This window comes from Nocardia niigatensis NBRC 100131, from assembly GCF_000308655.1.
Taxonomy (GTDB): Bacteria; Actinomycetota; Actinomycetes; order Mycobacteriales; family Mycobacteriaceae; genus Nocardia; species Nocardia niigatensis.
The window spans coordinates 52795-64796 of sequence record NZ_BAGC01000010.1; the positions used below are offsets into that span (position 1 = coordinate 52795).

The window sequence follows — 12002 nt, forward strand, 5'->3', positions numbered from 1 at the left end:
TGGAAAAGGCCGGGCGGTTTTGTATTCGGGTGGGGACGGTTCCCCCTATAGTCGCTGACAGTGTGTCGAGCGAGTGGGGTTCCGTGGTGATCAGTCGTCGAAAAGTGTTGCGGGACGGGGCGATTCTGGCCGCTGCCGGGGTGGCGGCGGCCTGCGCCGCGCCGCGGCAGGTGGCGGGCACCGCGGCGTCCGGGAGCATCGCCTGGGAATACCGGGTCGACGGCGGGGTACGGGGACTGCGATACGGCACCGGCACGGTGGTGGTCGACAATGCCGCGGTGCTCACCGGACTCGAGGCGAAGAGCGGCCGGGAGCTGTGGCGGTTCCCGATCGCGACACCCGGGATAGGCCGCCGCTCCTGCCTCTGGAACGACGCACTCGTGGTCTGCGGGGCCGAACCCGACGCCACCGGCGACCGGGCCGTGGCCGTGGATCTGGCGTCGGGGAAACGCAATTGGTCCTTCGACGCACCCGACGGGATCGCGCTCGGCGGCGTCTTCGGGGTGCGGGACCGGGTGCTCTACCTGATCGCCTCCGATCGCGACAGGGTCGGGCGCGAGGCGTGGGCCGTCGACCTCGAGAGCAAGACCGTGCGCTGGCGGGTGCCCTGCGACGCCGAGGGACTCACCGTGCCCGACAACGGTTCTCTGCTCTACAACCAGAGCCCCGGCACCGGCGGCGATCTGGCCGCCCTCGACCTCGGCACCGGCGCGACCGCCTGGTCCCGCGCGGGCGACGCGGCGGTCTCCGCCACCACCATCGCCTCCGGCCTGGTCCGGGGCGCGGTGCTGGCCACCGACGGCGCCCATCTCGTCTCCGGCCTGGATCCGAAAACCGGTGCGGCGCTCTGGACCACACCCGACCTGCCCTACACGGCCGGCGTGGTCTTCGGTTCCGATGACGCGTACTACCTGTGCGACGGCACGGCATTGCACGCGATGACTCCCGGCAGCGAGGCCGCCAAGCTGTGGAGCATCGGCATCTCCCCGCAGGGCGTTGCCGCCGATGTCGGCGGTTACCCGAGCGCGGGGGCCTTCTATCTGCTGGCCGGTCGCGCCCTGCGCGCCGTCGACGCGCACACCGGTCTCATCCGCTGGACGCAGTCGATTCCGGACAAGCCAGGCTCCCAGGTGTCCTTCGCCGTCGGCGACACCCACTGCTACGTCGAATCCGCCGAGGACGACCCGGGCGCGTCCGCGGTCGTCGCCATCGCGCGCTGACCCGGATTCCGTTCGGAGACCGCGATTCGGGTCTCGACTCAGCCACGGATCTTCCGGGCCAGATCCTCGCCCAGCAGCACGAAGACGTCGGTGGTGGCGTCGATGAGTTCATCGCGGGTCATGGGAAGGTCGCCCTGGAGCCAGGCCGAGAGGGCCTGGACCAGGCCGCCGACCAGATAGGTGGCGCGGAAGCCGATCATGGGCTGGGGGTCGCCCTCGGTGAGGCCGTAGAAGTCGATGCCCTCGGCCGCCACCAGATTCGCGAACGCCTTGATGGTGTGCGTTGTGCGGGTGCGCAATTCGGGGGTGGCGGAGCTGACGACCAGGGCCGCCCGGGCCTTGCGCGGATCGTCGGTGAGGATGTGGACGCCGGCGGTGATGGCGGCGTGCGCCTTGGCGCGCGGGTCGTCGGGGGCGGTTGGCAGGCCGGTGAGCAGGGCGCCGGCCAGTTCCTCGGCGATGCTGTCGAACAGGGCCGACAGCACGGCATCGCGGCCGTCGAAGTTCTCGTAGTAGTAGCGCTCGTTGAGGCCCGCGCCGGCGCACAGCGCGGAGACGGTGAGCTTGTCGATGCCCTGGGTGCCGAGGATATCGAGGGCGGCGTCGAGCAGGGCGGTGCGGCGCTGGGCGCGGCGTTCGTCCGCAGAGATGCCGCCGTAGGTCCGTTGCCCGGTCACGAACCGATTCTGGCACGGCCGGGATTCTGGCAGAGGGTCTTGCCAGAATTCGGAATCCGGGGGAATCTATTTCCAGATGTGATGGCCCGCATCACACCCACCGGGAGGCGACGATGCCTGCACGCGCGGCCGAGAGCGGCTACTTCTCCGACGACTCGATGATCCGGCGGGTCATGCGCAAGCGCGCGGTCGGACTCACCTACGGCCAGCGGGCGCTGGTGATCGGCGCGGTCCATCCACTGCTCTATGTCGGCACCGCGGAGAACACCCAGCATCGGACCACGCCCTACACCCGCCTCGCCCTCACCGGCCGCCTGTTCGAGGCCGTCTCCCTGGGCACCCGCGAAGAGGCCGATCGCGCACGGGCTTTCACCCGCAAACGGCACGCCCCCGTCGACGGCGTGCTCCCCGAGGACGCGGGCGCCGCCAACCCGGCCGGCACCCGCTACTCCGCCGGCGACCCGCACCTGATGTTCATGACCATGGCCTTCACCTTCGACTCCGCCGAGGTCATGCACGATCTGCTGGTCCGCCGCCTCACACGGACCGAACGCGAAGGGCTGTACCAGGACTACGTGCGCTGGGGTGAACTGTTCGGCATGCCGCGCGGCGCCGCGCCCTACACCTACCGCGAATTCCGCGACTACTTCGACGGCTACCTGGCCTCCGACGAGCCCCACCTCACCGAAGAGGCCAAACTGGTCGGGTCCTACCTGATGGGCCAGCGCGTCGCCCACCCACTGCCGATGCCCATGCGGCAGGCCCTGACCGGCTTCTCGCTCCTGGTCCAGGGCAGCCTGCCCAGGCGGGTCCGCGACATGTACGAACTGGACTGGGGCCTCCGCGAACAGGTCGCCTTCCGCACCCTGGCCCGCGCCGTCCGCACCGCCCAACTCTCCCCACCACTGGTAGGCAACCCCCTCACCGCCCCCCTGACCGGCCCCAGCTACCCCCTCTACAAGCTGGCCACCCGCCGCGAACAGCGCCTGATCGGCTCCGGCCGGCCCAGCATGCCGGGGGTCGATCCACGCCCACTGTCGGACCGAATTGGCGCGTGACCAGCGTTTCGGTCGATGAACTGAAGGTTCGCGGCCGTCTCGATTCTGGACTGAGTGGAGCGCGGGAGCGTAGCGGAGGAGCGCAGGGAGGGAAGGATCGAGACCTCGGGGCTGCGAACCCGCCCAGGAGCGAAGCGGAGGGGCAATTTAAGCTCAGCGTATGTCGAGTCCTGAGCCGACCGCTGAGCGTAAGCAGCGGGTCCTGTCCGGAATTCAGCCCACCAGCGATTCCTTCCACCTCGGCAACTACCTTGGCGCGCTGCAGTATTGGGTGCGGTTGCAGGACGACTACGACGCTTTCTACTTCATTCCTGACCTGCACGCCATCACGGTGCCGCAGGATCCCAAGGAGCTGCGCAAGCGGACCAAGATCTCGGCGGCACAGCTGCTGGCGCTGGGGCTGGACCCCAAGAAGTCGACCCTGTTCGTGCAGTCGCAGGTGCCCGAGCACGCCGAACTGGCGTGGGTGCTGAACTGCATCACCGGGTTCGGCGAGGCCGGCCGCATGACCCAGTTCAAGGACAAGTCGGTCAAGCAGGGCTCGGACAACGCGACCGTCGGCCTGTTCACCTACCCGGTGCTCATGGCCGCCGACATCCTGCTCTACCGCGCCCAGCTGGTGCCGGTCGGCGAGGACCAGCGCCAGCATCTGGAGCTGACCCGAAACCTGGCGCAGCGCTTCAACACTCGCTACAAGAAGACCTTCGTGGTGCCCGAGCCGCACATCGTGACCGGCACCGCCAAGATCTACGATCTGCAGGATCCGACCGCGAAGATGAGCAAGTCGGCCACCACCGACGCGGGCCTGCTCAATCTGCTCGACGATCCCAAGGTCTCGGCCAAGAAGATCCGCTCCGCGGTCACCGACACCGAGCGCGAGATCCGTTACGACCCGGAGAACAAGGCGGGCGTGAGCAACCTGCTGGTCATCCTGAGCTCGCTCACCGACACTCCGGTCGTCACGCTCGAACAGGACTACGCCGGCAAGGGCTACGGTGACCTGAAATCTGATACCGCCGACGCGCTCATCGAGTTCGTGACACCGCTGCGCGCGAAGGTGGAAGAATACATGTCCGACCAGGGCGAACTCGACCGCATCCTCGCCGCGGGCGCCGAGCGGGCGCGGGAGGTCGCCGGGAGGACTCTCGCGCAGGTGTACGACCGAGTGGGCTTCCTGGCCCGCTGAACCGGCCGCGGGGCGTCCGGGTGTGCGGAGGTGGCGGAGTGTTCGGCAAGGTCGTCGGGAACGTCAAGGCGTGGATCGAACAGCAGATCCAGCGCCGCCCCTGGCTGGACCACCTGGTCCGCGCCGGCGGGCGCTATCAGCGGCAGCGCGGCGACTACTACGCCGCGGGCATCACGTATTTCACGGTGCTGTCGCTGTTTCCGCTGCTGATGGTGGGTTTCGCGGTGGCCGGCTTCGTGCTGTCGCGGAATCCGCAGTGGCTCACCGATATCCAGCACAAGATCGTCGAGAATATTCCGGGTGAGGCTGGCAGCCAGATCAACGACCTGATCCACCAGGCCGTGGAATCGCGCACCGGCGTCGGCTCCATCGGCCTGGTGACCGGCGCGTACGCCGGGCTGGGCTGGATCGGCAACCTGCGGGCCGCGCTCACCGAGCAGTGGGATCAGCCCAGCACGGAGCGAAACTGGTTCGTCGCCAAGGCGTCCGACCTGCTGGCGTTGATCGGACTGTTCGTGGCGATCCTCATCTCCCTCGGCCTGTCCGTGCTGGCCTCCGGCGGCCTCATCATCCATCTCCTCGACCGCCTGCACATCCACGAGTCGGGTCGGGTGGAACTCCTGCTCACAGTCGCGTCGCTGGCACTGGCGGTGGTGGCGAACTGGGCCGTGTTCGTGTGGGTCATCGCCCGGCTGCCCCTGCACCCCGTCACCTTCCGCAGCGCGGCCCGCGCGGCCATGATCGCCGCGGTCGTCTTCGAGGCGTTCAAGCAGCTGGCCTCGATCATTCTGCGCTCGGTGGTCAACGGCCCGGCCGGGGTGGTCTTCGGCCCGATCATCGGCCTGATGGTCTTCAGCTACTTCACCGCCCGCATCATCCTGTTCGCCACCGCCTGGGCCGCCACGGCCGCGGACAACGAAGTGCCCGCGGAGATTCCGCCGCCCGCGCCGGCGATCATCCGGCCCCGGGTGGGCGTGGCCGGATTCTCCGCCGGGGCGGGTGCGGCCTGGTTCGGCGCTGGAGCCCTTGCGGCGGCACTGCTTTCGACACTGCGCCGCCGCTGACCCACTCAGCGGCGGCGGCTCAGCCTGCGTGCGCTCAACAGCAGTGCCAGCATCAGGATCACGCCGCCGGCCATCAGGGCGGTCCGCAGCCCGGCGTGCCCGGAAACCGAACCGGAATCCGCGGCCAGGGCGGGCTCGACCTCGGAGCGCGCGGGCGGACTCGCCAGCGCCACCGAGGAATTCGCGGCGCCGGCACCACCGTCGGGCATGCTGCCCACGGTCGCCCCGGCGGGCAGCGCGAAGGCGTAGTCGAGCAGCTTGGCCGCCTGCTCCCACGGCCGGAAGGGCCGCACATCCGCCTTGAGCAGCGTCACCACATAGCGGTGGCCATTGCGCTGCGCGGCCGCGACGAAGGTCTGCCGGGCGTCGTCGGTGTAGCCGGTCTTGCCGCCGATCGCGCCGTCGTACTCGTAGAGCAGATGGTTGTCGTTGGCGATGGGGAAGCCCGGATGATCCTTGTCGTCAGGGTTTTTCGGGTCGGCCGGGAAGCCGGGGAAGTCCACCTGCTCGGTGTGGATCAGATCCGCGAACAGCGGCAGCGTCATGGCGTGCCGGAACAGCAGCGCCAGGTCGTAGGCCGAGGTGCTCATGCCCGGCCCATCCAGCCCCGACGGCGTGGCGGCCCGAGTGTCCAAGGCCTGCAGCTGTTTCGCCAGCGCGTTCATCTTGGCGACGGTGGCGTCCTCCCCGCCCAGCTGGGTCGAGATGGCATGCGCCGCATCATTTCCCGACGCCATGATCAGCGCCTGGAACAGCTGCTTGTTGGTGTAGTGCCCGCCCGGCCCGATGCCGACCCGGGTGCCGTCGGCATTGGCGTCGTCCTGCGTGCCGATCACCGTCTTGTCCAGATCCAGCGCCGGGATCGCCACCGACGCCAGCAGCACCTTGATGGTGGAGGCGGGCCGGTAGCGCCCGTGCGGATCCTTGGCCGCGATGACCTTCCCGGTATCCAGATCGGCCACCTCCCACGCGGTGGCCGAAATGCCCTCCGGCAGTGGCCCGGCCCCGGACGGCAGGATCACCCCGCACCCGCTCAGCTGCTTGCCCCCGACCGCCGGATCGGCGATCGGCAGCGCCGCCGGCGCCGTCTGACCCGGCTCCGGCACCTCGGAGGTGTCGATGGGCGGCGGCGGCGCGGTCTTGTTCGGGCAGCTGTCGGTATTGGGCGTGGTGAACGGCGTTGTCGTGGTGGCGGGTTGGGCCTGGGCGGCGCCCGGTAGCGGCCCGGAGGCGACCCCCGCGAACACGCTGAGACCGGCCGCCAGGGTTACGGCGATGACAAGGGCGGCACGCCGGCGGCCGGCGGCGGCCGGGCGCGCGGTGCGACGCGGATACCTGCGGATACTCATCGCGCCCGACTCTATAGCCGACCGGTCGCCCCCGGCGTGCGATGTCCCGCGGTGCGGTCGCGACCGTGTCGGCGTGGGAGCGGCTAGTTCCCGGCGTGGGCGACCGGGCAGCCGTGGGCCAGGGGGCCGAGCAGCTTGTTGTTGTCGTAGAAGTGCTCGAGCTCGAGGATGCGCAGGTCCTCGGAGACCTTGGCGATGGTGACGCCGGTCATCTCGATCATTTCGCCGGTGGGCTGGTGGCCCTTGTACTCGCCCTCGTACCGGCCCCAGTGGCGCCACTTGAAGGTGACGGTCGGCGGGCCCGACAGCACCTCGAGCACCTCCCAGAAGAAGCCGCCCGGGAACGCGGTGTGGAAGATCTTGTGCGAGGTCTCGAAGGTCTCGCTCTCGACGTCGTAGTAGGGGTTCTCGCCGATCAGGATGTTGTAGGACCCGATGCGCGCGAATTCCTCTGCGTCCTGCCAGTTTCCGCCGTTGACGCGGCCGCGGTAGTGCTCGGCCACCAGCGAGACCCAGGTGGCCGGATCCTTCTTGTGCGAGACCTCCATCTCGAAGACCTTCACCAGCTCTTCGACGATGTGCTCCAGCGAATCCGGCGCGTGCTGGGTGGTGCGCTCGGCCGGGATTACCACCTTGCTCAGGTGGTAATCGGGTACGCCCTCGCGCCACTCCTCGGCGCCGGCGGCGGCGATGACGGCGTCGCGGCCCTGCAGGTGCAGCGGGGTCTCGACGGATTCGGTTGCTTGGTCGGTCATTTCGTGCCTCACGTGTCCAGACCCCTTGGGGGGTCGGCGATCTCAGAAACGGACCGCATGACGGTAGCAGTACGAAGTCTTCATGTCGCGACAAGCATTTGGGACTTCATTTCCAGATGGCGGAATGGTGACACGCCCCATCGTGGCCCTGTCCAATCCATGACACGACAAGAATTGACAGTCTCTACCAAATGAGAGACGCTCTCATTATCGAGAAGATTCCAAATGATTGGAACTGTCATGAAAGCTCAGGGAGTGCGCCGCTGGCTGGCGCTGGGAGCCCTGGCGGTAGCCATGCTGACCATCGGCCTCGACGTCACCGTGCTCACCGTCGCCCTGCCCACCCTCGCGGTCGACCTGCACGCCGATACCTCCGCACTGCAGTGGTTCAGCAGCGCCTACACCCTGGCCCTGGCCGCCTGCATGCTCCCCGCGGGAGCCCTGGGCGACCGGTACGGCCGCAAGAAATTCCTGCTCGGAGCACTCGTCCTGTTCGGCGTGGCATCCGTGGCCTGTGCGTTCGCCACCTCCTCGGGCCAGCTCATCGCGGGCCGCGTGGTGCTCGGCCTGGCCGCCGCGGTCATGGTGCCCCTGTCCATGGCGGTGCTGCCCCACCTCTTCCCGGAACAGCGCGAGCGGCAGCGCGCCATCACCATCTGGATCACCTCGACCGCCATCGGCCTGCCGCTGGGCCCGATCGTCGGCGGCTGGCTGCTGCAGCACTACTGGTGGGGCTCGGCCTTCCTGCTCAATGTGCCGCTGGTGATCATCGGCGCGACCGCCGTGGCCCTGCTGGTCCCGGAATCCCGCAGCGAGAACACCTTCCGCATCGATCTGCCCGGCGCCCTGCTGTCCGCGGCCGGAATGCTCGGCATCACTTACGGTTTCATTCGATGCGGCCAGGAGGGCTGGGGCGACGCCGCGGCCTGGACCGCCATTGGCGCGGGCGTTGTGCTGGGCGCGGCGTTCGTGCTGTGGCAGCGCCGCACCGCACACCCGCTGGTTGATCTCGGACTCTTCGGCGAGGCCGGATTCCGCTGGGGCACAGTGTTCATGGTGCTGGTCAACTTCGCGATGTTCGGCCTGTTCTTCACCATGCCGCAGTACTTCCAGGCCGTGCTCGGCGCCGACACTCTCGGCAGCGGCCTGCGACTGCTGCCACTCATCGCGGGTCTCGCGATCGGCTCCCGGGCGGTGGACCGGCTGTTGCCGAAGACCGGCGTCCGCACCGTGCTGATCGCCGGATTCGTCTTGCTCGCAGCGGGTCTCGGCATGGGCGCGCTCATCACCGTCGACAGCGGCTACGGATTCGCGGCCGTCGCGCTGGTGCTGCTCGGCGTCGGCATGGGCTTCGTGATGCCCGCAGCCATGGGCGCGGCCACCGACGATCTCACCCCCGAGCGGGCCGGCTCCGGCTCCGCGCTGCTGCAGGCACTGCGTCAGGCGGGCGGCACCATCGGCGTCGCCATCCTCGGCACCGTGCTCTCCACCCGGTACCGGTCCGGTCTCGGCGACTTCGACCGCGCCCCCATCTCCGACGGAGTCAACGCCGGTGTCGGCATGGCCCGAAAGCTCGGCGACCCGGCCCTGCTGGCCCACGTGCAGAGCGCCTTCGTCGACGGCATGAGCGCCATGCTCTGGGTGTGCGCCGCCATCTGCGCGGTCGCGGCGATCCTGGCCGCCTTCGTCATCCGTGGCAAGGATCCCGTCGTACCCGCAGAGCTCGATGCGGGAGAATCGGTCCATGTCGGCTGAGACTGCCTCCGCGACGCCTCCGGCCCCGGTGAAAACCGCGGCCGGAGGCGGTCTGCGCGAACGGAAGAAGGAACGCACCCGTCGCACCATCCGCACGGAGGCCTTCCGGCTGTTCCGGGAGCAGGGCTACACCGAGACCACGGTCGAGCAGATCGCCGCCGCCGCCGATATCTCGCCGAGCACGTTCTTCCGCTACTTCCCCTCCAAGGAGCAGGTGGCGCTGGCCGACGATCTGGACCCGCTGATGGTCGCGGCCATCGAGGCCCAGCCGAAGGAACTGTCCCTGCTCGCCGCGTTCAAGCAGGCGACGCTGGACGCCTTCGCCGCGCTCAGCCCGGAGGAGTTCGCGTTCGAGAAGGAACGCGTGGAGTTGCTCTACTCGGTGCCGGAGCTGCGCGGCGCCGTCGCCCAGGAGATTCAGCGCAATGTGGGCATGATCGCCGAGATCGCGGCACGCTGGACCGGCCGCGCCACAGACGATTTCGAGGTACTTGCCTTCGCCGGCGCGCTCACCGGCGCCATGATGGCGTTCATCGACCGCGATCCGTTCTCCTCCGAGCAGATCATCCGGGTCATCGAATTCCTGGAAGCGGGCCTGTCCGAACTCTAGGCCTGCCGCACGCTGACCAGCCGCGCCACCGTGTCATCGGTCATGGTCTCGAAGAACCCGCCGATCACGTCCTCGATCTCGCCCACCGATTCGGCGCAGTACAGGATCGGCTGATAGTGGGTGATGTCGTAGGCGATGGTCCCCATGGCGTGAATGTCCAGCGGCCGCAGCTCGGCCCGCCGGAACTCCTCGATCTCCCCGAACGAGGACAGCAAACCCGCACCGTAGCAACGCACTTCGCCGTACTCGCGCAGCACGCCGAACTCCATCGAGAACCAGAACACGTCGGCCAGGAACTTCAGCGCCCGCTCGGTCTCCAGCCGCGCCACCGCCGCGCCGACCGTCTCGTACACGGCCGCGAAACGCGGACTGGCCAATTGATTGGCGTGCCCGAGGATTTCGTGGACGGCGTCCGGCTCCGGCGTGTAGAGCGGCGCGGAGTGATGGCGAATGTACTGGGTGGAGTGGAAGGTCCGGTCGGCGAACGAGCCGAAGAACTCGCGCAGCGGCACCAGCCCGGCCGCGGGCGCGTACCGGAAACCGGTGAGCGGCACCAGCTTCGAGGTCACCTCGTCGAGCTGCGGAATATGGTCGGAGGGCAGCGCGAGCCGCTCGGCCGCCGCGATCACCTCCGCGCACGCGTAGCGCGCCCGCTTGCGCGCCAGTTCGGCGGAGACGATCCGCCACACCTCCTGCTCCTCCGGGGTGTAGTCGATGCGCGGCACCCGAGCCCCGGGACGGTATTCCAGGGCCATGGCGGCGATCGCATTGCGGCGCGTCCGGTAGACGGGGTCGTGCACTCCCGGATGCTCGTCGCTCAAGTGCACTGTCACGTCGCCGTCGGCCCCCTTCGTGACCGGCGAGTACAGCTGAGCCTCGGTGAACATACTTCGATGCAATCACCGGTATGTGATCTAGACAACAAAAGGCCGCCCAGCTGGTCAGATTGACCAGCTGGGCGGCCTCGGTGTCGGTATTCGACGAGCGGTGAGCCGCCGTCAGCTAGGCATTCGTATCCGTAGTGACCTGCCGGTCCCGCACCGGACCCGTTTGCAGCCGGGTCGATGCGAGGCGGGGCTCAGTCAGCGGGGCGCGTTGGCCGGGTCGAGCAGGGTCGGGGTGCGGCCCTCGCGGTGCGCCTGCTTGGCGTCCTCGAAGAACTCCCGGCTGAACAGCGCCGACAGCACGGCGATGCCGCCGCGGTGAATCCGGAACTCGCTCTTGGTGCTCGAACCGGTGAGCCGGATGACGCGGCCGGCGGCGTGCTGCGGGCGGGCCATGTCCTTGACTCGGCCGCGGCCGGTCCAGGCCAGTTCGGTCTGGTCGATGACCGCGTCCTCGGGGACCAGCAGCTTGACCATGGCGTGGTCGAGATCGGCGTGCACCACGATCTCCTGCTCGCCCTCGATCCAGGGCGAGCGCAGGTCGATGACGACGCTGCCGTAGCGGGCCTTCACCTCGAACGAGGAGGAGTGGGTCCAGTCGCCCAGGTGCTTGGCGGTGGCGTGGTCGGTGTGGATCTTGACGGTGTCGTTCATGGCCTTCGTCCTTCTCGGAAGTGGTGGTGCTGGTCGGGTTCGCCTGCTCCTCAATAGTGTCACACAGACTAGTAGCATCGCAACTAGTGCTTCGAAACTAGTTTTGAGGCACCTAGTAAGATGAGGGGCATGACAGCATCGACGCAGGCCACACCGTTCAAGCGCTCGCCGCTGGCCATGGCGGTGCTCGGCATCCTGCACCTGGAGCCGATGCATCCCTACGCCATCCAGCGGCGTATCAAGGAGTGGGGCAAGGACAAGGTCGTCAACGTGGGCCAGCGCGCTCAGCTCTACAAGACGATCGCGCGACTGCAGGACGCCGGACTGGTGGCGGTGCGCGAGACCGGCCGTGACCAGCAGTACCCGGAACGCACCGTCTACGAGATCACCGACGCGGGCCGGACGGCCTGCCTCACCTGGATCAACGAGATGGTCAGCACCCCGCGCAACGAATTCCCGGAATTCCCTGCGGCCCTGTCGTTTCTGATGCTGCTGGCCCCCGCGGACGCGTGCACGGAACTCGAGAAGCGCGCCGCCGCGCTGCGCACCGAACTCGAGGCCATCGACTCGGGCATGGCGCAGGCCGGCCAGTTCGGGCTCCCGCGCATCACCATGCTGGAGGACGAATACCAGCGCGCCGTCACAGCGGCCGAATTGCACTGGCTGGAAGGCGTTCTCGCCGACCTCGTCGACGGCAGCCTCACCTGGTCGTGGGAATCGCTGGCGCGCTTCCGGGACCAGACCACCGCTTGACCGGCCGATCCCGGGGAACGACAAAGGCCGCCCGCAT

At 68.5% G+C, this 12002-nt stretch carries 12 protein-coding genes; 7 read left to right on the plus strand and 5 right to left on the minus strand.

Annotated features, from left to right (window positions below; translation table 11 throughout):
* Nucleotides 1-62 precede the first annotated feature (62 nt).
* Nucleotides 63-1220, plus strand: a complete 1158-nt coding sequence (locus ON33_RS05095) for an outer membrane protein assembly factor BamB family protein (RefSeq protein WP_157184416.1) — start codon at nucleotides 63-65, stop codon at nucleotides 1218-1220.
* A 38-nt stretch (nucleotides 1221-1258) separates the two neighbouring features.
* On the opposite strand, the gene ON33_RS05100 is transcribed toward ON33_RS05095, so the two are convergent.
* Entirely contained in the window at nucleotides 1259-1897 is a 639-nt protein-coding gene (locus tag ON33_RS05100) for a TetR/AcrR family transcriptional regulator (protein ID WP_040855716.1), read from the minus strand.
* Between the two features lie 113 nt (nucleotides 1898-2010).
* On the opposite strand from ON33_RS05100, the gene ON33_RS05105 reads away from it, so the two are divergent.
* The 3 genes from ON33_RS05105 to yhjD all read left to right on the plus strand — a co-directional run bounded on the left by ON33_RS05105 (nucleotide 2011) and on the right by yhjD (nucleotide 5205).
* A complete protein-coding gene (locus ON33_RS05105) occupies nucleotides 2011-2955 on the plus strand; it encodes an oxygenase MpaB family protein (RefSeq protein WP_040855719.1) in 945 nt (314 codons plus the stop codon).
* A 160-nt stretch (nucleotides 2956-3115) separates the two neighbouring features.
* Nucleotides 3116-4141 carry a tryptophan--tRNA ligase gene (gene trpS / locus ON33_RS05110; protein WP_040855722.1) on the plus strand — a complete coding sequence of 342 codons (1026 nt, stop codon included), beginning with the start codon at nucleotides 3116-3118 and terminating at the stop codon, nucleotides 4139-4141.
* A gap of 38 nt (nucleotides 4142-4179) precedes the next feature.
* Complete coding sequence (yhjD, locus tag ON33_RS05115; protein WP_040855726.1) at nucleotides 4180-5205, plus strand: inner membrane protein YhjD; 1026 nt, start codon at nucleotides 4180-4182, stop codon at nucleotides 5203-5205.
* 5 nt (nucleotides 5206-5210) lie between these two features.
* Here yhjD and ON33_RS05120 read toward each other — a convergent pair whose 3' ends face one another.
* Both ON33_RS05120 and ON33_RS05125 read right to left on the minus strand, forming a co-directional pair.
* Nucleotides 5211-6554 carry a D-alanyl-D-alanine carboxypeptidase family protein gene (locus ON33_RS05120; RefSeq protein WP_083868605.1) on the minus strand — a complete coding sequence of 448 codons (1344 nt, stop codon included), beginning with the start codon at nucleotides 6552-6554 and terminating at the stop codon, nucleotides 5211-5213.
* 83 nt (nucleotides 6555-6637) lie between these two features.
* Nucleotides 6638-7309: a nuclear transport factor 2 family protein gene (locus ON33_RS05125; protein WP_040855728.1), complete on the minus strand. Its 672-nt coding sequence runs from the start codon at nucleotides 7307-7309 to the stop codon at nucleotides 6638-6640.
* 240 nt (nucleotides 7310-7549) lie between these two features.
* Here ON33_RS05125 and ON33_RS05130 point away from each other — a divergent pair, with 240 nt between their 5' ends.
* A complete protein-coding gene (locus ON33_RS05130) occupies nucleotides 7550-9064 on the plus strand; it encodes an MFS transporter (RefSeq protein ID WP_051151660.1) in 1515 nt (504 codons plus the stop codon).
* Nucleotides 9054-9674 carry an acyl-CoA-like ligand-binding transcription factor gene (locus ON33_RS05135; protein ID WP_051151661.1) on the plus strand — a complete coding sequence of 207 codons (621 nt, stop codon included), beginning with the start codon at nucleotides 9054-9056 and terminating at the stop codon, nucleotides 9672-9674. The genes ON33_RS05130 and ON33_RS05135 overlap by 11 nt, the downstream gene beginning before the upstream one ends.
* Here ON33_RS05135 and ON33_RS05140 read toward each other — a convergent pair.
* Nucleotides 9671-10561 (minus strand): phenylalanine 4-monooxygenase, encoded by an 891-nt coding sequence (locus ON33_RS05140; RefSeq protein WP_040855732.1) that lies wholly within the window; start codon nucleotides 10559-10561, stop codon nucleotides 9671-9673. The two genes, ON33_RS05135 and ON33_RS05140, sit on opposite strands and share 4 nt — an antisense overlap.
* A 195-nt stretch (nucleotides 10562-10756) precedes the next feature.
* On the minus strand, nucleotides 10757-11212 hold the full coding sequence (locus tag ON33_RS05145) for a hypothetical protein (protein WP_040855734.1): 456 nt from the start codon (nucleotides 11210-11212) through the stop codon (nucleotides 10757-10759).
* Nucleotides 11213-11341: 129 nt separating this feature from the next.
* Between ON33_RS05145 and ON33_RS05150 the strand changes: the two genes are divergently transcribed.
* Entirely contained in the window at nucleotides 11342-11965 is a 624-nt protein-coding gene (locus tag ON33_RS05150; protein WP_040855736.1) for a PadR family transcriptional regulator, read from the plus strand.
* Nucleotides 11966-12002 lie beyond the last annotated feature (37 nt).

Excerpts from the sequence above, each read along its gene's own strand:
- ON33_RS05125 (WP_040855728.1), bottom strand. The coding sequence starts at position 7,309 with ATGACCGACCAAGCAACCGAATCCGTCGAGACCCCGCTGCACCTGCAG.
- ON33_RS05145 (WP_040855734.1), bottom strand. The coding sequence starts at position 11,212 with ATGAACGACACCGTCAAGATCCACACCGACCACGCCACCGCCAAGCAC.
- ON33_RS05150 (WP_040855736.1), top strand. The coding sequence starts at position 11,342 with ATGACAGCATCGACGCAGGCCACACCGTTCAAGCGCTCGCCGCTGGCC.
- trpS (WP_040855722.1), top strand. The coding sequence starts at position 3,116 with ATGTCGAGTCCTGAGCCGACCGCTGAGCGTAAGCAGCGGGTCCTGTCC.
- ON33_RS05105 (WP_040855719.1), top strand. The coding sequence starts at position 2,011 with ATGCCTGCACGCGCGGCCGAGAGCGGCTACTTCTCCGACGACTCGATG.
- ON33_RS05135 (WP_051151661.1), top strand. The coding sequence starts at position 9,054 with ATGTCGGCTGAGACTGCCTCCGCGACGCCTCCGGCCCCGGTGAAAACC.
- ON33_RS05120 (WP_083868605.1), bottom strand. The coding sequence starts at position 6,554 with ATGAGTATCCGCAGGTATCCGCGTCGCACCGCGCGCCCGGCCGCCGCC.
- ON33_RS05140 (WP_040855732.1), bottom strand. The coding sequence starts at position 10,561 with ATGTTCACCGAGGCTCAGCTGTACTCGCCGGTCACGAAGGGGGCCGAC.
- ON33_RS05130 (WP_051151660.1), top strand. The coding sequence starts at position 7,550 with ATGAAAGCTCAGGGAGTGCGCCGCTGGCTGGCGCTGGGAGCCCTGGCG.